18 protein-coding genes, 2 tRNA genes and 3 rRNA genes are annotated in these 23,881 nt (G+C 55.5%); 11 read left to right on the top strand and 12 right to left on the bottom strand.

The features are described 5' to 3' along the window. Window positions 1-665 precede the first annotated feature (665 nt). The 6 genes from RSQ48_RS01250 to RSQ48_RS01275 all read left to right on the top strand — a co-directional run bounded on the left by RSQ48_RS01250 (window position 666) and on the right by RSQ48_RS01275 (window position 7,781). Window positions 666-2,202 (top strand): 16S ribosomal RNA (locus tag RSQ48_RS01250). A 93-nt stretch (window positions 2,203-2,295) separates the two neighbouring features. Beyond that, window positions 2,296-2,372, top strand: a tRNA-Ile gene (locus tag RSQ48_RS01255). A gap of 11 nt (window positions 2,373-2,383) precedes the next feature. Continuing rightward, window positions 2,384-2,459 (top strand) — tRNA-Ala (locus RSQ48_RS01260). Between the two features lie 378 nt (window positions 2,460-2,837). Then, window positions 2,838-5,722 (top strand): 23S ribosomal RNA (locus RSQ48_RS01265). A gap of 179 nt (window positions 5,723-5,901) precedes the next feature. Next, window positions 5,902-6,014, top strand: a 5S ribosomal RNA gene (gene rrf, locus RSQ48_RS01270). Together the 16S, 23S and 5S rRNA genes with 2 tRNA genes alongside form the textbook arrangement of a ribosomal RNA operon. Window positions 6,015-7,070: 1,056 nt before the next feature. Next, window positions 7,071-7,781 carry a Crp/Fnr family transcriptional regulator gene (locus tag RSQ48_RS01275; protein WP_039943950.1) on the top strand — a complete coding sequence of 237 codons (711 nt, stop codon included), beginning with the start codon at window positions 7,071-7,073 and terminating at the stop codon, window positions 7,779-7,781. Here RSQ48_RS01275 and RSQ48_RS01280 read toward each other — a convergent pair. Together RSQ48_RS01280 and RSQ48_RS01285 are read right to left on the bottom strand one after the other, a co-directional pair. Next, on the bottom strand, window positions 7,720-9,087 hold the full coding sequence (locus tag RSQ48_RS01280) for a hypothetical protein (RefSeq protein WP_240208851.1): 1,368 nt from the start codon (window positions 9,085-9,087) through the stop codon (window positions 7,720-7,722). The two genes, RSQ48_RS01275 and RSQ48_RS01280, sit on opposite strands and share 62 nt — an antisense overlap. A 4-nt stretch (window positions 9,088-9,091) precedes the next feature. Continuing rightward, entirely contained in the window at window positions 9,092-9,313 is a 222-nt protein-coding gene (locus tag RSQ48_RS01285; RefSeq protein ID WP_131071180.1) for a DUF2249 domain-containing protein, read from the bottom strand. A 249-nt stretch (window positions 9,314-9,562) separates the two neighbouring features. Here RSQ48_RS01285 and ubiU point away from each other — a divergent pair, with 249 nt between their 5' ends. The 3 genes from ubiU to ubiT are packed head-to-tail and all read left to right on the top strand — an operon-like array spanning window position 9,563 to window position 12,001. Further along, complete coding sequence (ubiU, locus tag RSQ48_RS01290) at window positions 9,563-10,558, top strand: ubiquinone anaerobic biosynthesis protein UbiU (protein WP_003804512.1); 996 nt, start codon at window positions 9,563-9,565, stop codon at window positions 10,556-10,558. A gap of 18 nt (window positions 10,559-10,576) precedes the next feature. Next, complete coding sequence (gene ubiV / locus RSQ48_RS01295) at window positions 10,577-11,479, top strand: ubiquinone anaerobic biosynthesis protein UbiV (RefSeq protein ID WP_003804510.1); 903 nt, start codon at window positions 10,577-10,579, stop codon at window positions 11,477-11,479. 39 nt (window positions 11,480-11,518) lie between these two features. Further along, the gene (ubiT, locus tag RSQ48_RS01300; protein WP_003804509.1) at window positions 11,519-12,001 is read left to right on the top strand and encodes a ubiquinone anaerobic biosynthesis accessory factor UbiT; all 483 of its coding nucleotides are present in this window, start codon (window positions 11,519-11,521) and stop codon (window positions 11,999-12,001) included. On the opposite strand, the gene RSQ48_RS01305 is transcribed toward ubiT, so the two are convergent. From RSQ48_RS01305 to RSQ48_RS01345, 9 genes are all read right to left on the bottom strand, one after another. Then, window positions 11,998-12,747, bottom strand: coding sequence for an anaerobic ribonucleoside-triphosphate reductase activating protein (locus tag RSQ48_RS01305; protein WP_240208853.1), 750 nt, complete (start codon window positions 12,745-12,747; stop codon window positions 11,998-12,000). The genes ubiT and RSQ48_RS01305 overlap by 4 nt on opposite strands. Before the next feature lie 4 nt (window positions 12,748-12,751). Further along, window positions 12,752-12,946, bottom strand: a complete 195-nt coding sequence (nrdD, locus tag RSQ48_RS01310; RefSeq protein ID WP_003804504.1) for an anaerobic ribonucleoside-triphosphate reductase — start codon at window positions 12,944-12,946, stop codon at window positions 12,752-12,754. A 175-nt stretch (window positions 12,947-13,121) separates the two neighbouring features. After that, the gene (locus RSQ48_RS01315) at window positions 13,122-15,008 is read right to left on the bottom strand and encodes a ribonucleoside triphosphate reductase (protein ID WP_240208854.1); all 1,887 of its coding nucleotides are present in this window, start codon (window positions 15,006-15,008) and stop codon (window positions 13,122-13,124) included. A gap of 320 nt (window positions 15,009-15,328) precedes the next feature. Continuing rightward, window positions 15,329-15,787: an HIT family protein gene (locus tag RSQ48_RS01320; protein ID WP_059318456.1), complete on the bottom strand. Its 459-nt coding sequence runs from the start codon at window positions 15,785-15,787 to the stop codon at window positions 15,329-15,331. After that, window positions 15,784-16,584, bottom strand: a complete 801-nt coding sequence (trpC, locus tag RSQ48_RS01325; RefSeq protein ID WP_003804499.1) for an indole-3-glycerol phosphate synthase TrpC — start codon at window positions 16,582-16,584, stop codon at window positions 15,784-15,786. Before trpC ends, RSQ48_RS01320 begins: the two co-directional genes overlap by 4 nt. After that, window positions 16,581-17,615: an anthranilate phosphoribosyltransferase gene (gene trpD / locus RSQ48_RS01330; RefSeq protein WP_003804497.1), complete on the bottom strand. Its 1,035-nt coding sequence runs from the start codon at window positions 17,613-17,615 to the stop codon at window positions 16,581-16,583. The genes trpC and trpD overlap by 4 nt, the downstream gene beginning before the upstream one ends. A 4-nt stretch (window positions 17,616-17,619) precedes the next feature. After that, complete coding sequence (locus tag RSQ48_RS01335; RefSeq protein WP_003804495.1) at window positions 17,620-18,183, bottom strand: anthranilate synthase component II; 564 nt, start codon at window positions 18,181-18,183, stop codon at window positions 17,620-17,622. Window positions 18,184-18,221: 38 nt separating this feature from the next. Next, on the bottom strand, window positions 18,222-19,742 hold the full coding sequence (gene trpE / locus RSQ48_RS01340) for an anthranilate synthase component I (RefSeq protein ID WP_003804493.1): 1,521 nt from the start codon (window positions 19,740-19,742) through the stop codon (window positions 18,222-18,224). Between the two features lie 214 nt (window positions 19,743-19,956). Continuing rightward, the gene (locus RSQ48_RS01345; RefSeq protein ID WP_059318543.1) at window positions 19,957-20,637 is read right to left on the bottom strand and encodes a phosphoglycolate phosphatase; all 681 of its coding nucleotides are present in this window, start codon (window positions 20,635-20,637) and stop codon (window positions 19,957-19,959) included. Between the two features lie 209 nt (window positions 20,638-20,846). Here RSQ48_RS01345 and RSQ48_RS01350 point away from each other — a divergent pair, with 209 nt between their 5' ends. Beyond that, entirely contained in the window at window positions 20,847-22,649 is a 1,803-nt protein-coding gene (locus RSQ48_RS01350) for a GGDEF domain-containing protein (RefSeq protein ID WP_219235457.1), read from the top strand. Between the two features lie 36 nt (window positions 22,650-22,685). Here the strand turns inward: RSQ48_RS01350 and rpe are convergent, their stop codons facing one another. Further along, window positions 22,686-23,381 (bottom strand): ribulose-phosphate 3-epimerase, encoded by a 696-nt coding sequence (rpe, locus tag RSQ48_RS01355; RefSeq protein ID WP_003804487.1) that lies wholly within the window; start codon window positions 23,379-23,381, stop codon window positions 22,686-22,688. A 118-nt stretch (window positions 23,382-23,499) separates the two neighbouring features. Between rpe and apaG the strand changes: the two genes are divergently transcribed. Next, window positions 23,500-23,874 carry a Co2+/Mg2+ efflux protein ApaG gene (gene apaG / locus RSQ48_RS01360; protein WP_039943828.1) on the top strand — a complete coding sequence of 125 codons (375 nt, stop codon included), beginning with the start codon at window positions 23,500-23,502 and terminating at the stop codon, window positions 23,872-23,874. The last annotated feature ends 7 nt before the right edge of the window (window positions 23,875-23,881 follow it).

The raw sequence follows: 23,881 nt of genomic DNA on the forward strand, positions 1-23,881 counted from the left end.
TGCAGCACACACAGGGTTTTCCCTCAAAGCGCCGCAGAGAGCAGTTAGACAAGATTCACCGCCTTGGCCAAGAGGCCCGCACCGAAACTTGCCTGACTGAGTCAGGTAACTGACACGGTGTAAAACCCGGAGCTTGACAAATCAGAAAATTCTGTGTTAAAGTTCTAGGTTATGCCCCAGAGAACGCAACGTTAAGTTTTTAGCTGGTTGGAAACAGCGCTGAAAATTTACCCTTGTTTGTGAAGTTGAATGGTTGGCCTTACGGTTGATTGTTCGCCAGGTGGTTCGGAACGAAAGTTCTGGTTTAAGCGGGACGAGTTGGACGGTTTTAAAACTTTCTAACTTCTTCAAAAAAACGCTTGACACACTGCCTGATCTGCTTCATAATCTCGTTTCTCTGCTGCTAACACAGCAAGGCACGAAGCGCCAAGCGCGACGAGCCAGCCGGGTTAGTCAGTGGAACGACAGGCAACTGTCACTGCTCTTTAACAATTAACAGCCGATAAGTGTGGGCGCTTGGAATGAGCGAGTCGAACCCTTCGGGGATCGCCACAAGTTTGTATCAAGTGCTCACAAACGAAAGATGAAGAATTACCTTGTGTAACTCTGAATTTTTCTTTGAGACACAATCGGTCTCGTCGCAAGACGGGACAACCACAGAGATTAAACTGAAGAGTTTGATCCTGGCTCAGATTGAACGCTAGCGGGATGCTTTACACATGCAAGTCGAACGGCAGCACGAGAGAGCTTGCTCTCTTGGTGGCGAGTGGCGGACGGGTGAGTAATATATCGGAACGTGCCCAGTAGCGGGGGATAACTACTCGAAAGAGTGGCTAATACCGCATACGCCCTACGGGGGAAAGGGGGGGATCGCAAGACCTCTCACTATTGGAGCGGCCGATATCGGATTAGCTAGTTGGTGGGGTAAAGGCTCACCAAGGCAACGATCCGTAGCTGGTTTGAGAGGACGACCAGCCACACTGGGACTGAGACACGGCCCAGACTCCTACGGGAGGCAGCAGTGGGGAATTTTGGACAATGGGGGAAACCCTGATCCAGCCATCCCGCGTGTATGATGAAGGCCTTCGGGTTGTAAAGTACTTTTGGCAGAGAAGAAAAGGCATCCCCTAATACGGGATGCTGCTGACGGTATCTGCAGAATAAGCACCGGCTAACTACGTGCCAGCAGCCGCGGTAATACGTAGGGTGCAAGCGTTAATCGGAATTACTGGGCGTAAAGCGTGTGTAGGCGGTTCGGAAAGAAAGATGTGAAATCCCAGGGCTCAACCTTGGAACTGCATTTTTAACTGCCGAGCTAGAGTATGTCAGAGGGGGGTAGAATTCCACGTGTAGCAGTGAAATGCGTAGATATGTGGAGGAATACCGATGGCGAAGGCAGCCCCCTGGGATAATACTGACGCTCAGACACGAAAGCGTGGGGAGCAAACAGGATTAGATACCCTGGTAGTCCACGCCCTAAACGATGTCAACTAGCTGTTGGGGCCGTTAGGCCTTAGTAGCGCAGCTAACGCGTGAAGTTGACCGCCTGGGGAGTACGGTCGCAAGATTAAAACTCAAAGGAATTGACGGGGACCCGCACAAGCGGTGGATGATGTGGATTAATTCGATGCAACGCGAAAAACCTTACCTACCCTTGACATGTCTGGAATGCCGAAGAGATTTGGCAGTGCTCGCAAGAGAACCGGAACACAGGTGCTGCATGGCTGTCGTCAGCTCGTGTCGTGAGATGTTGGGTTAAGTCCCGCAACGAGCGCAACCCTTGTCATTAGTTGCTACGCAAGAGCACTCTAATGAGACTGCCGGTGACAAACCGGAGGAAGGTGGGGATGACGTCAAGTCCTCATGGCCCTTATGGGTAGGGCTTCACACGTCATACAATGGTCGGGACAGAGGGTCGCCAACCCGCGAGGGGGAGCCAATCTCAGAAACCCGATCGTAGTCCGGATCGCAGTCTGCAACTCGACTGCGTGAAGTCGGAATCGCTAGTAATCGCGGATCAGAATGTCGCGGTGAATACGTTCCCGGGTCTTGTACACACCGCCCGTCACACCATGGGAGTGGGTTTCACCAGAAGTAGGTAGCCTAACCGCAAGGAGGGCGCTTACCACGGTGGGATTCATGACTGGGGTGAAGTCGTAACAAGGTAGCCGTATCGGAAGGTGCGGCTGGATCACCTCCTTTTAGAGCGAATGGCTCGCAAAGCGAAAGCGTCCACACTTATTGGCTGTTAGTTTATGTCATGACCATTGAAGGTATCGCCCACTGGTGATAGATGGGTCAGTAGCTCAGTCGGTTAGAGCACCGTCTTGATAAGGCGGGGGTCGTTGGTTCGATTCCAACTTGACCCACCAACGATTACCTCGGGGGATTAGCTCAGCTGGGAGAGCACCTGCTTTGCAAGCAGGGGGTCGTCGGTTCGATCCCGTCATCCTCCACCACCGCTTTTGTGGTTGGTTGTCGATACAGCAAGGTTCATGACAGAGTATAGGGCACAGACAAACAACGGTTTGCCTGGCGCTAGATTCAACGAAGAGTGTTCTTTTTAAAGAATACTGCTCGTTGGGTTATGCAACCCACGAATTGCTCTTTAACAATTAGGAAGAAGCACAACGAAGGTGTGTTGTCTAATAAACGCAAGACGATTAGTCGACTTGTGATGACAATACACGGGTTGTGATTGCAACAGAACAAATTATGTTCAACGAAAGTTCTCAAAAATATAGACGTTGTCTGATCTTAGGATTGGATAACAGCTAAGGATTGATGAACGGCAACAACGTATACTCATATTCCTATAACAGCACCAAGCGTTATAGGATCAAGCGAATAAGTGCATATGATGGATGCCTTGGCGATCACAGGCGATGAAGGACGCGGTAGCCTGCGAAAAGCTACGGGGAGCTGGCAAACAAGCTTTGATCCGTAGATGTCCGAATGGGGAAACCCACCGTAGCAATACGGTATCCCATGCTGAATACATAGGCATGTGGAGGCGAACCGAGTGAACTGAACCATCTCAGTAACTCGAGGAAAAGAAATCAACCGAGATTCCGGAAGTAGTGGCGAGCGAAACCGGACCAGCCTGGATGTTTTAGCGTAGTGAATAGTCGAATGGAATGGAAAGTCCAGCCGTAGCAGGTGATAGCCCTGTAGGCGAAATTCAGTACGTGGAACTAAGCATCGAACAAGTAGGGCGGGACACGTGAAATCCTGTCTGAATATGGGGGGACCATCCTCCAAGGCTAAATACTCGTGATCGACCGATAGTGAACCAGTACCGTGAGGGAAAGGCGAAAAGAACCCCGGAAGGGGAGTGAAATAGATCCTGAAATCGTATGCATACAAACAGTAGGAGCACCTTCGTGGTGTGACTGCGTACCTTTTGTATAATGGGTCAGCGACTTACATTCAGTGGCAAGCTTAACCGAATAGGGGAGGCGTAGCGAAAGCGAGTCCGAATAGGGCGATTCAGTCGCTGGGTGTAGACCCGAAACCAGGCGATCTATCCATGGCCAGGTTGAAGGCACGGTAACACGTGCTGGAGGACCGAACCCACTAATGTTGAAAAATTAGGGGATGAGCTGTGGATCGGAGTGAAAGGCTAAACAAGCCTGGAGATAGCTGGTTCTCTCCGAAAACTATTTAGGTAGTGCCTCGTATATTACTGCCGGGGGTAGAGCACTGTTATGGCTAGGGGGTCACAGCGACTTACCAACCCATGGCAAACTCCGAATACCGGCAAGTACAGTACGGGAGACAGAGCACCGGGTGCTAACGTCCGGACTCAAGAGGGAAACAACCCAGACCGCCAGCTAAGGTCCCTAACTATGGCTAAGTGGGAAACGAAGTGGGAAGGCATAGACAGTCAGGAGGTTGGCTTAGAAGCAGCCATCCTTTAAAGAAAGCGTAATAGCTCACTGATCGAGTCGTCCTGCGCGGAAGATGTAACGGGGCTAAGCCATAGACCGAAGCTGCGGATGTGTACTTTTAGTACACATGGTAGGAGAGCGTTCCGTAAGCCTGTGAAGGTGTTCCGTGAGGAATGCTGGAGGTATCGGAAGTGAGAATGCTGACATGAGTAGCGATAAAGGGGGTGAAAAGCCCCCTCGCCGTAAGTCCAAGGTTTCCTGCGCAACGTTCATCGGCGCAGGGTGAGTCGGCCCCTAAGGCGAGGCAGAGATGCGTAGCTGATGGGAAGCGGGTTAATATTCCCGCACCGTCGTAGAGTGCGATGGGGGGACGGATTGCAGAATGTTATCGGGGTGTTGGATGTCCCCGTTGGCGCATCATAGAAGGCACTTAGGCAAATCCGGGTGCGTAATTCAAGGGTGTGACTGGATAGAGCTTCGGCTCTAAACTAACTGGAAGCAGTTCCAAGAAAAGCCTCTAAGCTTCAGCTCTACGAGACCGTACCGCAAACCGACACAGGTGGACGGGATGAATATTCCAAGGCGCTTGAGAGAACTCAGGAGAAGGAACTCGGCAAATTAATACCGTAACTTCGGGAGAAGGTATGCCTCATTAGTGTGATGTGCCTGCGCACAAAGCATGAAGAGGCCGCAGTGAATCGGTGGCTGCGACTGTTTACTAAAAACACAGCACTCTGCAAACACGAAAGTGGACGTATAGGGTGTGACGCCTGCCCGGTGCCGGAAGGTTAAGTGATGGGGTGCAAGCTCTTGATCGAAGCCCCGGTAAACGGCGGCCGTAACTATAACGGTCCTAAGGTAGCGAAATTCCTTGTCGGGTAAGTTCCGACCTGCACGAATGGCGTAACGATGGCCACACTGTCTCCTCCTGAGACTCAGCGAAGTTGACATGGTTGTGATGATGCAATCTCCCCGCGGCTAGACGGAAAGACCCCATGAACCTTTACTGTAGCTTTGCATTGGATTGTGAACCGGCCTGTGTAGGATAGGTGGGAGACGTTGAAGCGTGGTCGCCAGATCGCGTGGAGTCATCCTTGAAATACCACCCTGGTCTGTTTGCGGTTCTAACCTAGGTCCCTTATCGGGATCGGGGACCGTGCATGGTGGGCAGTTTGACTGGGGCGGTCTCCTCCTAAAGTGTAACGGAGGAGTTCGAAGGTACGCTAGAGACGGTCGGAAATCGTCTTGATAGTGCAATGGCATAAGCGTGCTTGACTGTGAGACTGACAAGTCGAACAGGTACGAAAGTAGGACATAGTGATCCGGTGGTTCTGTATGGAAGGGCCATCGCTCAACGGATAAAAGGTACTCTGGGGATAACAGGCTGATACCGCCCAAGAGTTCATATCGACGGCGGTGTTTGGCACCTCGATGTCGGCTCATCTCATCCTGGGGCTGTAGCCGGTCCCAAGGGTATGGCTGTTCGCCATTTAAAGAGGTACGTGAGCTGGGTTTAAAACGTCGTGAGACAGTTTGGTCCCTATCTGCCGTGGGCGTTGGATACTTGACGGAGCCTGCTCCTAGTACGAGAGGACCGGAGTGGACGTACCACTGGTGTATCGGTTGTCATGCCAATGGCATTGCCGAGTAGCTACGTACGGAAGAGATAACCGCTGAAGGCATCTAAGCGGGAAACTCGTCTGAAGATTAGGTATCCCGGGGGCTTGACCCCCCTGTAGGGTCGTCCGAGACCAGGACGTTGATAGGCTGGGTGTGGAAGTGCAGTAATGCATGTAGCTAACCAGTACTAATTGCCCGTGTGGCTTGATCCTATAACCCTTGAGGTTGTAGTGAGTTAAGTTGTTGACCACAGAACGTAATATTGAAGTGCAGCGCAACCCGCGCTCGACACCTTCGTAACCGCTGCTAGCTGATCCGTACTGATCGCTGGCAGTGTGCTTCTTCCAATTGGCTGGGACGTCCCCTAAAGACGGCCTGGCAACCAGTTACGCTTGACGACCATAGCAAGGTGGTCCCACACCTTCCCATCCCGAACAGGACTGTGAAACGCCTTTGCGCCGATGATAGTGGACGGACGTCTGTGAAAGTAGGTCATCGTCAAGCTCTTATTGCTCAAAACCCCCGCAAGCATCCCTTGCGGGGGTTTTGTTTTATGGGTCGCCAACGCATCGGCGACGGATACACCGGAACGATGCTGATCGTCTGGCCCCTGGGTTACGACTTCAGACGTACCACCCCCCTCCCCAAAGCCCGTTCTGGGCACTGCCCATCCCTTCTTGTTGCAGACTACGCCTCTTGGCCCAAGACGATGGGGTCAGTTATTGCGTATGCTTCCTGGGCTTGAGAGTTGATGTTTAGTCCTCTGCGGGTGCTACCTGTACGATGGCAGCCCTGTGAGGGGCGGGTTCAGCCTTAGCGGCTTGCTGAACCTCAGCCTCTCGCATCAAGCCGTTGTCTATCTGCCGGGTGATCGCGCTACGCTTAGTGCTTCTAGGGTTTGCTGCTGTTGCGCAGCTTGAAGTTGCCTCTTTTATTTATCTTGGCTCAGCCAGGCTTTAGCGACGCGGCTTGGCCGCTGGTTGCCACCAGATGGTGCCAAGTCCCAAGTCGGGTTACAACCTTCCGCTTTATCTAGCGGGTGGTTCACCGCTTATGTGTACTCCAGCCCCGCTCAATTTTTTAGCGACGGCATCCGACGGCCAAGATCAAATGGGTGTTCGGTCCGCTGTTTCTTCTACCTGCATTTCTCCTCCCCTGGCCCCCTGAAATTCCCATTTTCCTATTTGGTATTGCAGCTATTCAGCCTGCGAAGGCGTATCACACCCATTCAGAATCGAAGTCGGCTTGGAAACGAGGCCACTTCCTATCAACGCCACCCCTTGATATTCCCTATCACTAACATGGTCAAATTTGACCGCTTCCTGCTTGGATCTGCTCCTAAGTCATGCTGAACTAGCGGTTCTGACTGTTTTCTTACTTTCTCTCCAAGACCTCGATTTATCTGTTTGACGTGTATCAATCAGGCGCCGAGCAATGCTGAGCAGGCGGGAAAGGAGTATGTCAGTCTAGCGATGGTTCTACTTGATTCATGGAAAAGATATGGCGGCTCAAGATACGGCCTCACACACAGGCAATGATGATTTGTCGGACATCCGACTGATGCAGGGCGAAGGAGCTGGGCGTTGGAAGCGTATCCAGGCTCACTTGGCTCATCTGCCTATTTTCAAGGAGCTGCCGCTAGAGCAGCTTGAACCGATCGCCAAAGGTACTCAGGAAGTACACGCGTTACGCGGCACCACTTTGTTTCGTAGTGGTGACCCGTGCGTAGGGTTTCATATGTTGGTATATGGCCGAGTGAAGCTGGTGTTTGTTTCTTCATCAGGGGCAGAACGGGTGGTGCGTCTGGTCGGCCCAGGGGAGGGGTTTGGTGAGGCTTTAATGTTCATGGGCCGTAATTACATCGTGACAGCCCAGACACTCGTGGACTCTTTGCTCTTGCACATCAACAAGGACGCCTTGATGGAACAACTGGACAAGGGAAGTGATGTGGCGCGTTTGATGCTGGCCGGTTTAAGTGAGCGCTTATATCGTTTGATGGGTGAACTGGAAGCCTACACCTTGCACAACGGGGTGCAGCGCTTGGTCGGCTATCTCTTGCAGGAATGGCCGGGTGAGGAGGGCGTGCCGTTCAGGATTGACGTGGGCAAGTCCGTGATTGCTTCCCGTCTGAACCTGACCCCGGAGCACTTATCGCGCACATTGCGTGATCTGATGGACCGGGATCTGATACGAGTTCAGCGACGTAATTTTACGATTCTGGATAGTGCGGCCTTGCGGCAATACGGTGCTCTGCCTGATACGCGCGAATAGCGCGCAGGCTATGACGATAGCGCTGCCAGGCGGTCCAGAGATTCCAGCTCAAGGTTGTAAAAGACAACAGCAATGCAGGGGCTGCTACCCATGCGAAAAATGCGACTCCCAGGCTTGCCCCTGTCCAAAGCACCAGGCTTAGGCTGTGCAAGGCCCAATGTGCTCGGGCGGTGGACGCGGGGATGTAGTGAGCCGTCTTGGGAATCAACTGCAAGAGGGCGCGTGTGTGCTCGGTATTATCAGTGTCCATGCTGACATGCTCCTGTGCCTCGCGCCAGAGCAAAAAAGGCACGATGGTATAGAGCATTCCACAAACGACGGAACCTAAGGCTCCCATTATCAGCAAGACTCCCATGGCTAGCTCCGCGTTGGAGGCGGCGGGACTGTGGGCCCAGAAGTTCAAAAGGATCGCAACCACCAGACTGCTCAAGGAGCTGTACCAGAATAACGTGCTGGCCCCTGCTGTGGGGCGCTTGCGTTTCCAGAGTCGCGCCCAGGTAATCACTGCCCATAAGCCGTAGCTTAGAAAGATCAGATAGGTGACCAGATCACGCACGGGCAGCCAGGAGCCAGGCAAAGAGCTCAAGCCCCATTGCGCAATCAGCAATGCTCCTACGACCCAAGGAAGCCAACGCACCAGAGGCGCCGGGTAAAGTTCGGTGATTTGAAAAATAGGCAGCAGCTGGAATGACATGGCGATCAGCAGCAAGCCTGCCCAAGCGGCCAAACCCATCATCACGTGCAGGTTCAGCAGATTGGCGACCGCTTGTTCGTTTGTCAGGGCGACCAGCATGGCAAGCCCTGTTGAGACAGTCAGCAACAGACCCAGCATGGCCAGGCGGATAGGGGCGACGACCTCTTTGGCACCGCGAAAGATGCCACGCCGAGAGCGCCACAAGGCCAGCATGACAGTGAGCAGATAGCCGCCCAGAGCAAGGGCCAGACAAATGCCTGCCAGTGTGTACGCCCAGCGTTGCCAGCTCAGAAAGCCTGTCATCAGAAGTAGTGTGCCGGCGCCGAGCATGCTCCAGAAAATTAGCGCCCGACCGCGTGCCACCGGAATACGCACATTACAGGCCACTGCCAAAATATGCACCAAAGAGGCAAACATGGCGCTGCCCACGATTCCCAAGGTCCAGGCATGGGTTAAGGCCAAGATGGCCGGGTGCCAGCGGGAGTTGAATAGTTCCGGTCCGCTGTAGAGTGCCAGCATGGCGGCCAGTAGACCAAAAAAAGGGACGTTCGCAAACAGGGGCAAGGTCAGTGATAAAGAGGGGGACTGATCCAGCGATAAAGCGCGTTGCATAGACTTAGTTCCTGCGGATGATGAGCTGAAAGCCGTTTTCTGTTTGGGTGCCCTGGTAGCGAAAACCGGCACGACGCAGAATGTCATACAGGGGGAAAGGTTCTCTATCCAGCCACATGAGTAAAGTCTGGGTGGGGGCCAGCTCGGCCAGCACCTCCAGGCAATGCTCCAAAGGTTCAGGGGCGGGCAGGCCGCGTGTATCCAGCGTGATCTCTGTATGCGTCATCAAGACTCCAGCACAAAAGGCTTGGGAGGCATTGTGGACCATTCTGCCCGCTTATGGTGCAGACAAGGTGAGACTTGTTTGCCGTCGGTCAGGAGGTGGGAAGAATTTGATATGCGTTAAGGCCCCCCCGTTTCGGAGCAGGCATAGTGGTGGTCTTGTCGAGCCAGGATTCTGCCCTGGCCAGAGTGAAGATCGGGGAGTGTCATGAATACAGCGTTCACGGCTTTAGCCGCGTCTGATCAGCCGCAGATGGAATTGGTTTGCCCCGCAGGCAGCCTGCCCGCCTTGAAAGCGGCGATCGACAATGGGGCCGACAGTGTTTATCTGGGGTTCCGAGATGCCACCAATGCCCGGAATTTCGCCGGGCTCAATTTTGATGCGCAGGCGATTGCACAAGGCATTGATTATGCGCATCAGCGTGGCCGCAAAGTCTTGCTGGCACTCAATACCTATCCGCAACCCAATGCCTGGCAGCAGTGGCGCGATGCGGTGGACCGGGCAGCCGAGGCTCAGGTCGATGCGGTCATCATGGCAGACCCCGGTTTGATGGCGTATGCCAGCCAGACACATCCCAATCTGCGTTTGCACTTGTCGGTGCAGGGTTCAGCCACCAATCCGGAGGCCATCAGGTATTACCACCAGAACTTCGGTATTCAGCGTGTGGTCCTGCCGCGGGTTTTGTCCATGGCACAAGTGGAACAGGTCTGTGAGCAGGTCCCCGTTCAGGTTGAGGTTTTTGGCTTTGGCAGTTTGTGCGTGATGGTGGAGGGGCGCTGTGCCTTGTCCTCCTATGCCACCGGAGAATCGCCCAATACGCATGGGGTCTGTTCCCCCGCCGGGCATGTGCGCTGGGAACAAACAGATCGAGGCCTGGAGTCGCGTCTGAACGGAGTGCTGATTGATCGTTATCAGGAGGGTGAGAACGCGGCTTACCCCACTTTGTGCAAAGGGCGCTTTGATGTGGCGGGCGAAAACTATTACGCCCTGGAAGAGCCCACCAGTCTGAATACCTTGTCCTTGTTGCCACAGTTGTTGGCGGCGGGTGTCAGCGCCATCAAGATTGAAGGCCGGCAACGTAGTCCCGCTTATGTCGCTCAAGTTACCCAGGTGTGGCGTCAAGCGATTGATTCGGCCAAATCCACGCCTGCCCGTTATTCAGTCCACCCCGCTTGGATGGGGGCTTTGAACAAATTGGCCGAAGGGCAGCAACATACGCTGGGTGCCTATTCTCGGCCCTGGAAGTAGAGCACGGGAGGCTCAAACATGAAATTATCTTTAGGCCCCTTGCAGTACTACTGGTCCCGCATCGCCACCATGCAGTTTTATGAGTCGGCCTGCGACTGGCCTGTGGATGTGGTGTATCTGGGCGAGACGGTATGTTCACGCCGTCACGAGTTACGGCTGGATGATTGGCTGGATATTGCGCAGATGCTGGCTCAGGCTGGCAAGATGCCGGTTCTGTCCAGTCAGGTCTTGCTGGAGTCCGGGCGGGACGTCAATACGCTACGCAAGCTTACCGAGCAGGCGGAGTACCTGGTTGAAGCCAATGATATGGGGGCGGTGCGTTTGATGCAGGGTCGGGACTTTGTCGCCGGCCCTTTTTTGAATGTTTATAACGGGCCCGTGCTGGATTTGATCGCCTCCCAAGGGGCGGTGCGCTGGGTGATGCCTCTGGAAATGGGCCGTGCAGGACTGGCGCAGTTGCAGCAGGACAGGCCTGCCGGTTTGGAAACCGAGGTCTTTGCTTTCGGGCGCCTGCCCTTGGCTTTCTCGGCCCGTTGTTTTGCCGCGCGTAATCGCAACTTGCCCAAGGACAATTGCCAGTACGTGTGCATGGACTATCCCGATGGTTTGTTGCTGGAAACACGGGAGGGGCAGGGTTTTTTGAACATCAATGGTATCCAGACCCAATCCGCCTGGGTGTACACCTTGCTGGAGCAGATACAGGACCTGCGCGCCTTGGGTGTCGATATGCTGCGCTTGAGCCCGCAGTCTCAACATATGGATGCCGTCGTGCATTTGTTTCATGATGTGGTGCAGGGCCGTATCCAGGCATCAGATGCGCACGAGGATATGTTGCCCTTGCTGCCTGCCAAAGCCTGCAACGGATTCTGGCACGGTCGTCCCGGCTTGGAATGGGTGGCGCCGGTACCAGAGCGTTTTTAAGGGAGGGATGCAAGAGTGAATGAAATAAGGACACCTCGGTTGCCCGCTGTTGTGGCTGGTGTTGTAAGTCGTTTGCCCCCGTGGCCCGGCTCTCGTTTGTTTTGTACCGGCTTGAACGTGTTGATGCGCCCTCACGTGCCGACTGATGTGGCGGAACGATTGGAAGGGCGGGCGTTACGCATACAGGTGGCGGATGCGGGTTTGGCGTTTGACTACACCTGGCGCCAAGGAGCTTTTTACCCCCTGTCCGTACGCGCACAAAGTCCGGATTTGACCTTGAAAGCAGATCTTTGGGCGTTTTATCAACTTTTACAGCGGCAGGAAGACCCGGATACCTTGTTTTTTAATCGGCGTTTGTCGATTGAGGGCGATACGGAGCTGGGTCTGATGGTGAAGAACACTCTGGATGCTTTGGAACCTGATATTCTGCATCCCCGTGCCGTACTCAAGCAGGGCAAAGCGGCTTTACAGGATGTGCTGCGTCGTCCTATCCGAACGCCCGCTTCGTCCGAAGGCAGCTAAGAGCGCCGCACTTCAAAATGCGGAAACAGCTTTTGGAGGGTCTCTAACACTTCTGCGCCTGGGTAGGCCTCCAAAGCCTGCCCAGTTTCATTCAGAAAATTATCCTCACAGCCTTGTGTGCGGAAGATCTGCACGGCATAGCGCTGGACGCCCAGCTTATGTAAATGTTGCCCCAAGGCTTGTATCGAGGCCGGGCTATGCAACTGCGGGTGAAGGGTGCTGCGACATTCAAACAGTACCTCTCCGTTCAGTAGCAACTGCAAGCTGCGCAAAGGTGCAGCCGCACTCTTGCTACGTTGGGTAATGGCATCGTATTGACTGAACTCGGCTTTGATGTCCAGCCCTATCCAGTCGAGCCATGGGAGTATGGCCTGCAGTCGGGCTGGATGGGTTCCAGCCGTGTGCAGGCCAATTTTGAAGCCGAGTTTGCGCACTGCCTGGATTGCCGAGCCCAGGGCGGGGTCCAGGGTGGGTTCGCCGCCGCTAAAGACCACGGCATCCAGCAGGCCCACCCGGCGATTGAGAAAAACCATCAGATCATCCCAATCAATGGCACTGTCAGTCGTACGCTCTTGTAAATGGGGGTTATGGCAGTAGCCACAGCGCCAGGGACAGCCTTGCACAAAGATGACAGCAGCGAGCTTGCCCGGGTAATCCGTGGCTGAGAAAGGAGCGCAGCCGCCCACTTTCAATGCCACTTTGTGGGTGTTGGCCTTTGGGTAAGGGGGGCGTGTGGCGTACGTCATATTATTAGCGGCTAGCCTGGCTGGAAGGGACGGCGTTGCTCAACGCAGTGCTGGTTTCTGTGAAGTAGCGTCGCTCATGAAATTCACCTTGCTTGCCAATATTGAAAGACGACATGGGACGGTGGTAGCCCATGACCCGTGTCCATATTTCGCAGGGCTGGCGCTCGGAATCTTGGAGAGTGATGGTTTCGGTGCTCATAAGAAAACTCCTTGGATAAAAGGGCCGTCACAAGGTCGGATGTGTTCGGCCACGGTGTGCCACGAGGCGGGTTAGCAAGTCGCGGTCAAGCTAAGTGGGTTGTCCGGATTTAGTGGAAATAGGCAGGACAAGTAGCGTTCGTTCAGGGGTGGCGGTCGGGTGTCCGAGAGCTGCTTTAGTAGGCGGATGCTTCTGGTTGGGCAGACACGTTTACTTTTCGCGTTGCTGGTTCTTTGTCCTGCTCCTGCCTTTGTGTCTGTTGCGGCTTCGGTTTCTGCCCCTGTCCGGTTGGAGGGGTTTGCGGGTTAGTGCAGGTCGGAATGGACGCTTCGTTGCGAGTCTGTGCGATTTTGTTGACCAGTAGTTCCTTGTCGCAGTGCGGGCAGAATTCGTGTTTCCCCGACAGATAGCCGTGTTTGGGGCAGATGGAGAAGGTGGGCGTGACGGTGATGTAGGGCAGGGAAAAGCGGCTCAGGGCTCGCTGCACCAGATTGCGGCAGGCATCGGTGCTGGACAGAGCCTCGCTCATGTACAGGTGCAACACTGTTCCCCCCGTGTATTTGCCTTGCAGCTCATCCTGGCGCTCCAGGGCTTCGAAGGGATCTTCGGTAAAGCCGACGGGTAATTGTGAGGAGTTGGTGTAGTAGGGCATGTGCGTGGTGCCGGCCTGCAAAATATCGGGCCAGCGGGCGCGGTCTTCTTTGGCAAAGCGATAGGTGGTGCCTTCCGCAGGGGTGGCCTCCAGGTTGTACAGGTGTCCGGTATGTTCTTGAAACTCCACCATGCGCTGTCGAATATGGTCGAGCAGACGCACCGCGAACTGGTGCCCCCAGACGGTACACAGGCTCTCCTGATCCTGGGTGAAGTTGCGGATCATCTCGTTAACGCCATTGACTCCCAGCGTGGAGAAGTGATTGCGCAAGGTGCCCAGATAACGGCGCGTGTAGGGGAACAGTCCTTGGTCCATGTGGTGCTGAATAACGGTGCGCTTGATTTCCAGGCTGTCGCGGCCCATTTCCAGCAGTTCATCCAGACGAGCAAACAGGCCGGCTTCATCGCCTTGATACAGATAACCCAGGCGGGCGCAGTTCAAGGTCACGACACCCAGTGAGCCGGTTTGCTCGGCAGAACCGAATAAGCCATTGCCGCGCTTGAGCAGCTCGCGCAGATCCAGCTGCAGGCGGCAGCACATGGAGCGGATCATGTTCGGCTCCAGCTCGGAGTTAATGAAGTTCTGGAAGTAGGGCAGACCGTACTTGGCCGTCATGGCAAACAGGCGTTCGGCATTCGGGCTGTACCAGTCAAAGTCCCGGGTGATGTTGTAAGTGGGGATGGGGAAGGTGAAAGCCCGTCCACGGGCGTCGCCCTCGCTCATGACTTCGATGTACGCCTGGTTGATCATGTCCATTTCGGCTTGCAGGTCTCCGTAGCAAAACGGCATTTCTTCACCGCCGATTTGTGGCACCTGTTCGCGTAGGTCGTCGGGACACACCCAATCAAAGGTCAGATTGGTAAAGGGCGTTTGTGTGCCCCAGCGCGAGGGCACATTCAGGTTGTAGATCAGCTCTTGCATGCATTGGCGCACGTGCTTGTAGTTCAAGCCGTCCTTGCGGATGAAGGGGGCCATATAGGTATCAAAGGAGCTGAAAGCCTGGGCGCCGGCCCATTCATTCTGCAAGGTGCCTAGAAAATTGACGACCTGGCCGACAGCACTACTGAGATGACGGGGAGGGCCGGATTCGATTTTGCCGGGCACGCCATTGAGTCCTTCATTCAGGAAGGTGCGCAAGGACCAGCCGGCGCAGTAGCCAGAAAGCATGTCCAGATCGTGGATATGCAGGTCGGCCTGACGGTGTGCCTGGCCGATCGCTTCGGGGTAGACATGACTGAGCCAGTAGTTGGCAATCATTTTGCCGGAGCTGTTCAGAATCAACCCGCCCAGCGAATAGCCCTGGTTGGCATTGGCTTGTACGCGCCAGTCCTGGCGGTCCAGATACTCGGTAATGGAGCGGATGATGTCCAGCTGAGCAACGGGACGCGACGCGGTTTCCTGGGTAGCCATATTGTTCACCAAAACCTATATATAGTGATTTTTACGATTCATGACACTATATATGGTGGTTTTTGGTGGGGCTAGGTGATTGTTGTCCAGGCTTGATCTAGGTTAATCTTGTGCTCGGAGCGACAAGGTCAAGGGGTGGCGGAACGAAGTCTTTGGGCACACCTTACCCTTATCCTTCTTAGGTGGGGATTGTTGAAGGCGAGAGGGTCGTGTTGCCAGGCGTAAAGAGGGGCTATGCTCTGCTACGCAAGCACACTGTTTGCGTGCAGGTAGCGCAAGAGCGGCTTGGTTCCTGCCGGTGGAGTCGCGCAGTAGCGTGTTTAGTGGTCGAACCGGGCTTGCAGCGCAGTACGCAGTGCCTGCTGATACTCGCTGACTTGCTCAAGCAGGCGTGCCTCATGGGAAGCCCAGCCTTGTTTCTGTTCTTCCGTGCGAGGGGGGGCGGGTGACCAGGCAGAATCCGGAAAGAACGGATCGTCCTTCCAGCGAGGAATGAGGTGCCAATGCAGATGCGGAACCTGATTCCCGAATTGAGCCAGATTGATTTTGGCGACTCCCAGCTGTTCACGCTGGATTTGCTCCACCACATAGACCGCCGCCATGAGGTGCTGCCGCTGTGCTTCAGACAGGTCTGTCATTTCAGCCACATGCTCTTGCCAGATCACCCGTGTATAACCGGGAAAGGGGCTGTCTGTGACGGCCAGTACCTGCAGCCCTGCGCCCGACCAGAGCAGTTGATCGGGCGTCAAGGCGCACAGGGGGCAAGCGGGGGTGCTCATGCAGGCTGACCAAAGAACAGGTTTTGCAAGGCTACGCCTGGATCAGGTTCACGCATGAACGCCTCACCCACCAGGAAAGCCTGGACCTGGTTATCGCGCATCAGGGCGACATCCTCAAGGGTGTGGATGCCGCTTTCGGTGACAACGCGCTTTTCGCTGGGGATGAAGGGTAGCAGGTCCAGCGTGTTCTGGAGGTCGGTCTCGAAGGTACGCAGGTTGCGGTTGTTGATACCCAGCAGGCTGGTTTTCATTTGCAGAGCAATATCCAGTTCGGCGCGGTCATGTACTTCAACCAGAACATCCATACCCAGCTCGTGCGCCATGGCTTCAAATTCCATCAACTGATTTTGCTCCAGGGCTGCGACGATCAGCAAGATGCAGTCTGCGCCCATGGCCCGGGCGTGAATGATCTGGTAGGGGTCAATAATGAAATCTTTACGCAGTACGGGTAGCGCACACACGGCACGCGCCTGGCGCAGGTGATCGTAAGAGCCTTGAAAATACTGGATATCCGTCAGGACGGACAGGCAGGCCGCACCATGGGCGGCATAGCTGGCGGCGATTTCGGTGGGGTTGAAATCGGCACGGATCACACCCTTGGACGGGGAGGCTTTTTTGACTTCCGCAATAATGGCTGGCTTGCCTTGGGCAATCTTGTCTTCAATGGCGCTGGCAAAGCCGCGCAGGTCGTTCCGGTTCTTCGCCTCGCGCAGCAGGTCGGACTCGCTGCGCAACTGGCGGGCGGTAACGACTTCAGCTCTTTTGGTGTCGAGGATCTTGGCCAGAATGTCGTTCATGGGTTTAACTTCCTTGTATAAGCGCGGAATTGTTCGAGTTTTTCGCGGGCGGCACCGCTGGCAATGGCCTCAAAAGCCATGCGCAGGCCTTGTTCAATGGAGTCGGCGTGGTTGGCAGCATAGATGGCCAGACCAGCATTGAGGCCAACAATATCACGAGCGGTGCCCTCTTGGTTATTGAGGGCTTCCATAATCATTACGGCGGATTCTTCTTTGCTGGAGACGCGAATGCTGCGGTTGGAGGTCATCGCCATTCCGAAGTCTTCGGGGTGAATCTCATACTCGCGCACTTGCCCGTCCTTGAGCTCACCCACCAGGGTGGCCGCTCCCAGGGAGGCTTCATCCATGCCGTCCTTGCCGTGCACGATCAGCACGTGTTTGGCCCCCAGGCGTTGCATCACGCGAACCTGAATGCCTACCAGGTCGGGGTGGAACACGCCCATCAACTGGTTGGTGGCACCGGCCGGGTTGGTCAGAGGACCCAGAATATTGAAAATGGTACGTACCCCCAGCTCCTTACGCACGGCAGCGACATTTTTCATGGCGCCGTGGTGAGCGGGGGCGAACATGAAGCCGATATTGGTATCGGCAATACTTTGCGCCACTTGCTCGGGTGAAAAGGTCAGGCGCACGCCCAAGGCTTCCAGCACGTCTGCGCTGCCTGAGGAGGACGATGCGCTGCGGTTGCCGTGTTTGGCCACTTTGACTCCGACGGAGGCGGCTACAAACATGGCAGCGGTGGAAATATTGAAGGTATTGGAGCCGTCCCCGCCTGTACCGCACATATCCAGCAATTCGTCGGGGTTAGGGGTAATCACAGGGGTCGCAAATTCGCGCATGACCTGGGCAGCGGCGGAAATCTCACCGACGCTCTCTTTTTTGACACGCAGGCCCATCAACAAGGCGGCTGCGATCTGCGGTGACATTTCGCCACGCATCAGCATGCGCATCAGATGCAGCATTTCATCGTGGAAGATTTCCCGGTGTTCGATACAGCGCACCAGTGCTTCGGTAGGAGTGATGGTGTTCATGATATTAGCGGTCCAGAAAGTTCTTCAGTAAGGCGTGGCCATGCTCGCTGAGCACCGATTCGGGGTGAAACTGCACGCCATAGACAGGCAGGTCGCGGTGGCGTACGCCCATAATCTCGCCATCCTCGGTTTGGGCGGTCACTTCCAGGCAGTCGGGCAGGCTGTCGCGCTCGATGGCCAGGGAGTGATAGCGGGTGACATTAAAGGGCGAGGGCAAGTTGCGGAACACATCCGTGCCCTGGTGGGTGATGGGGGAGACTTTCCCATGCATGATCTGTTGCGCACGGATAATGCGCGCACCAAAAGCATGCCCGATGGCCTGATGCCCAAGACAAACGCCCAAAATAGGCAGTTTGCCGGCAAAGTGCTGGATCAGGGCGACAGACAGGCCTGCATCCGCAGGGGATTTGGGGCCTGGCGAGACGCACAGATGGCTGGGATTCAGGGTTTCAATCTCTTCCAGCGTGACCTGGTCGTTGCGTCGCACCACTACCTCCTGCCCCAGTTCTCCAAAGTACTGGACCAGGTTATAGGTAAACGAGTCATAGTTATCGAGCATGAACAGCATGGGAATACTCCGGCAAAAAGAAAGTGGCAGGGAGGCGATTAAATAGGCTCGTCCAGACCGAATTGCACTTGTTCGGCAGCGCGGATAACCGCCCGTGCCTTGGCTTCGGTCTCTTGCCATTCTTTTTCTGGATCGGAGTCGGCCACAACGCCGGCCGCGGCCTGCACATACAGCATGCCGTCCTTGATGACACCGGTGCGAATGGCAATAGCCAGATCCATTTCGCCCGAGTAGCTCAGGTAGCCTGCGGCGCCACCGTAAACACCACGGCGTACGGGTTCCAGTTCATCAATGACTTCCATGGCGCGTACCTTGGGAGCGCCCGTCAGGGTGCCCGCCGGAAAGGAAGCACGCAAGACGTCCATCTGACTCATGCCGTCTTGCAGTTCCCCGCAAACGTTGGAGACCAGATGCTGTACGTGCGAATACCGCTCGATGGCCATGGTGTCAGTGACCTGGACTGTGCCGGTTTTGGCGATGCGGCCAATGTCATTGCGGGCCAGATCGATCAGCATCAGGTGTTCGGCGCGTTCTTTGGGGTCGGCCTTGAGCTCGGCGGCCAGTGCTGCATCGGCCTCAGGGGTGGCGCCGCGTTTGCGGGTACCGGCCAAGGGACGAATGGTGACGCGTTCTATATTGCGCCCATCCTGACGGTGCTCTTCTTGCCGCACCAGAATTTCTGGCGATGCACCTACCACCTGGAAGTCGTCAAAGTTCCAGAAGTACATGTAGGGAGATGGGTTGAGCGAACGCAGGGCACGGTACAGGGACAAGGGGGAGTCACGGAAAGGCTTGGTGATGACCTGGCCAATCTGCACTTGCATCAGGTCGCCAGCGGCAATGTAGTCCTTGGCGCGGGCGACGGCTTTCAGGTAATCCTCTTTGTCGAAATCGCGCTCGCATTCGGTCTGCATGCTGGCGTAGGCGTAGGGAATCACCACAGGCGAGCGCAGTTTTTCACGCAGCTCTTTCAGGCGGCGCTTGGCCAGCACGTAGGCCTCGGGTTGGGCGGGGTCGGCGTAGACCAGCAAATAGGTGCGTCCGGCCAGGTTGTCCACAATCACCAGTTCGTCCACCTGCAGTAGCATGATGTCCGGCACGCCCTCTTCCTGATCGGCGGGGAAGGGCTTGCGGTTGGCGCCCAAAGACGGTTCGATGTGGCGAACGGTGTCGTAACCGAAGTAACCGGCCAGGCCACCTGCGAAACGAGGCATGCCAGGACGCAGAGCGACTTTGAAGCGGGCCTGGAATTGTTCGATGAATTCCAGTGGATCGCCTTCGGCAGTCTCCACCGGCTTGCCATCGTGCAGCACTTGGGTGTGACGCCCGTAGCTGCGGATGACGGTACGGGCAGGCAAACCAATAAAGGAGTAGCGACCGAATTGTTCGCCGCCCACAACCGATTCCATCAGGCAGCTATAACGTCCACCTTCGGGTCCGTTGTGCGCCAGTTTCAAATAAATCGACAGGGGTGTATCCAGGTCGGCGTAGGTTTCCGCAATCAGGGGGATGCGGTTAAAGCCTTCTGCTGCTAGGGCATTGAATTCTATTTCTGTCATTGGGATCTCGAGGGTCAGTGGGTACGACGAGCCGGACAGAAACAAAAAAAGCCCGGTCGTTGCGATTACCGGGCTTATTTCCTGGTGGCGCTACGCTGTGTACTACTTTGCAGGCGCGCCAGACTTCAAGGTTATATCTACCCGATACACGAACGCCACCAGCGCCAATAAGCGCCGTAGATGGTGGATGCGTGAGTGCGAGTAGACATGAATTTTATGACGTAAATATGGTGTTTCGTTGGTTGCGCAGCCAGATGGCCGCATCAGCAATAGAGGCAACTATACCATCGGAATCCAGGCTTTGCACATCTTTGCCTTCGTTATAGCCGTAAGGAACCAGCAAAACCGGGATGTGCGCCGCACGTGCCGCCTGGGCATCGTTCATGGAATCGCCGATGACCAAAGCCTGCTGGGGGCTGAGATTCATCTGTTCGCACGCATGCAGAAAGGGCAGGGGATCGGGCTTTTTGCGTGGGCAGGTATCGCCGCCCACAAGCAGTTCGAAATACGAGGCCAGCCCAGTCTGTTCCAGCAAGGGGCGTGCAAACTGTTCCGGTTTGTTGGTGACGATGGCCAGACGCAAGCCCTGATTTTTGAAATCTTCCAATCCCTCTAGTACCCCGGAATACAGGCGGCTGTGTTGGCCATTGCACAATTGGTAATGGTAATAAAATGATTCCAGTGCCTGAGAGGGGTCGGCCAGCGGTTCGGGCAGGTCCGTCAAGGCGCGCTGCACCAGATTTTCCGAGCCTTTGCCCACGAAGGTGGCGATGCGTTCCTCCGGGAGCACAGGCAGACCGAAGTCAATACGCATGGCATTACACGCGGAGGCCAGGTCCGGAATGGTATCGAGCAGCGTGCCATCCAGATCAAACAGTACAGAGAAAATATTCATCTTTTTGTAGCGAGCTTGTGACAAAATATTGTCAAATTCCTGTTAAGGTCGAGCAGAAAAGTTTTCGGAACATCGGGTTTTCATTTCGTTTGATTCATCATGTTAAAGCTCCTTACTGCGCGCGGGCTTATCAATTTAGTGAGCAAACCGTATTTTGGTACAAGATTGGCTTTCGATAGTCCGTTCAGTCAGGTCCTAGGAGCGGAAAGATGATGCTCGATACATTTCATCAGATTCTCGTAGAAAAACAAGTTACGCCGGTTTTTCAACCCATTGTGGATTTGCAGTCGGGCTTGATTCTGGGCTACGAAGGCTTGATTCGGGGGCCGAAAGACACCAGTTTTTATTCGCCGCTGGCCCTGTTTGATGCGGCCCGGCAGTGCGGGCGTTTATGGGATCTCGAGGAGCTGTGCTGCCATACCCTGGTCAGCAGTTTTAATCGGCAGGGTCTGGCGGGCAAACTGTTTTTGAACTCCAGCCCGGATGTGGTGATGCGCATGTTGCCTTCGGCCCGTCTGGAGCCGCGTACCGGCATGCCGCAACTGCATGGTATTGACTGGAGCCGGGTGGTGGTGGAGCTGACCGAGTCCGAGCGCACCGACAGTTACGATTATCTGAACCAGGCCCTGGAGCTGTATCGGCAGGAAGGGCTGCAGTTTGCCATTGATGATCTGGGCGAAGGCTATGCCTCGCTGCGTTTGTGGTCCGAGTTGCGACCCGAATACGTCAAGATCGATAAGTATTTTGTACGCGATATTGATACCGATGTGCTCAAGCAGCAATTGGTCCGTTCCATTTGCGATATCGCCAGCCACGCGCAATCCACGGTGATCGCCGAGGGCATTGAGACGGGGGCGGAGCTGCGCACCTTGCGCTATTTGGGCGTGACCTGTGGTCAGGGGTATTTGCTGTGTCGCCCCCAGCCCAATCCACCTCCTCATTTGGAGCCTGCCCAGGCTGCTTTGTTTGGCCCGTCCAGCCTACAGGTTCAGCGGCATGTGCATGGCCGCAATTCCATGAGTGTTCGACGCTTGCTGCGTCCGGCGCCAGCCGTGCCGGACAATACACCGACCAACCGCGTGTATGAACTGTTCCAAAGCCACCCCGATTTAAGTGCGGTGGCTTTGCTTCGAGGGGACAGGCCGACGGGTATTTTGCGTCGTAGCCAGCTCTACGACCAGCTTGCCCGGCCCTATCACCGGGAGCTGTATGGCAACAAGCCTTGCTCCCTGTTCATTGATACACCGCCGTTGATTGTCGATTGCGACACCAGCGTGCTGGAGTTGGGGACCTTGATGACACAAGGGGCGGGTGATGCGCTCAGTGATGGCTTCATTATTACGGGTGCGGGCGAATATTTGGGCCTGGGCTCCAGCGTGGAGCTGATGCGCGAGATTACGCAGATTCAGATCATGACCGCCCGGTATGCCAATCCCCTGACGCAATTGCCGGGCAACGTGCCGATCGACGAACATATCGATGGTTTATTGCGCAACCGGCAAAACTTTGCAGTCTGTTATGCCGATCTGGATCATTTCAAACCTTATAACGATCTATACGGTTATCGCAAAGGCGATGAGCTGCTTCGCTCGATGGCGGAACTGTTTACCCGCTATACCGTAGCGCGCATGGACTTTGTCGGCCATGTGGGCGGAGACGATTTTATTCTGGTGTTCACCAGTCCGGACTGGGCCGAGCGTTGCCAAGGCATTTTGGACGAGCTGGAAAAAGAGCTGGAGTCTCTCTATCGCCTGGAGCATCGGCAGGCAGGCGGTTATATGGCGGAGAACCGGCAGGGCGTGCTGGTATTTCATCCACTGGTGAGCCTGTCTTTGGGGGTAGTGACGGTTGATGAGCCCGAGTTGTACTCGGGCTCCTTGATTGCGGAGCTGGCCAGCTCCGCCAAAGCGCAGGCCAAGCGCGTGCAGGGCAATGCCTTGTTTGTGGAGCGTCGCCGCCCCGACAGCCTGGTACGGCAGGGCGGCTACAGCCGCAATGCGATGTTGCAATAAACGCGTGCTCGGCCCGTCCCTGAGCAGGCCGGGTGATCAGGCCTGTTCGGCCAAGGCGATTTGCGCACGCATGTCGCGGATGACCTGGGCGTAATCGGGCTGCCCGAAAATCGCAGATCCGGCGACAAAGGTGTCGGCACCGGCGGCACGGATGGCGCCGATATTGTCCACCTTCACGCCTCCGTCAATTTGCAGCAGGATGGGCTGGCCTCCTTGCGCGGTCCAGGCATCAATGCGGGCACGAGCCTGACGCAGCTTGTCCATGGCACTAGGGATGAAGGCCTGTCCGCCAAAGCCAGGGTTCACGGACATCAGCAGAACCAGGTCCAGCTTGTCCATCAGGTGATCCATCCAGTTCAAGGGGGTGGCCGGGTTGAACACCAGGCCGGCCTTGCAACCGTGGTCACGGATCAGCGCCAGCGTGCGATCGACATGGCGGGAGGCCTCGGGGTGAAAGCTGATGTAATCGGCGCCCGCTTTGGCAAACTGGGGAATCAGCGCGTCGACGGGCTCGACCATCAGGTGTACGTCAATGGGAGCGGTGGTGTGGGGGCGCAGCGCGGCACAGACCATGGGGCCGAATGTCAGGTTCGGGACAAAGTGGTTGTCCATGATGTCGCAGTGAACCCAGTCGGCACCGGCGGCAATCACATTGCGGACTTCCTCTCCCAAACGGGCAAAGTCGGCCGATAAAATACTGGGAGCGATACGAGTGGAGCTGGCTTGGGACATAATAGGTGCCGTAAAGATTAGACATCACGAAAATCGTGGCCATATGTCATCATTATAGTTTCAAGCCGGGGGGCCGTGCAGCGCCCCGTGTATGTACAGCCGTAACCTGGAATCCATCATGAAGCCTGACGATATTGAGGTGCAGATCACGCCCCAGTACCTGCCTGAGCAATCCGAGCCCGATAGCAATCAATACGTGTTTGCCTATACCGTCCGGATTACCAACCATGGACAACAGACGGCCCAGATTATCAGTCGTCACTGGATCATCACGGATGACAACCAGCAGGTTCAGGAAGTGCGCGGTCTGGGCGTCGTAGGCCAACAGCCGGTTCTGGCTCCAGGCGAAACCTTTGAGTACACCAGCGGCTGCCCCCTGAACACGCCGTTTGGCACCATGCGCGGCAGCTACCAATGTGTTGGTGAAAATGGTGTGCCCTTTGAGGTCGCCATTCAGGAGTTCATCCTTTCTTCTCCCCGTACCTTGCACTAAGGGTCAC

This window comes from Alcaligenes sp. SJTW-7, assembly GCF_047716895.1.
Taxonomy (GTDB): domain Bacteria; phylum Pseudomonadota; class Gammaproteobacteria; order Burkholderiales; family Burkholderiaceae_B; genus Alcaligenes; species Alcaligenes ammonioxydans.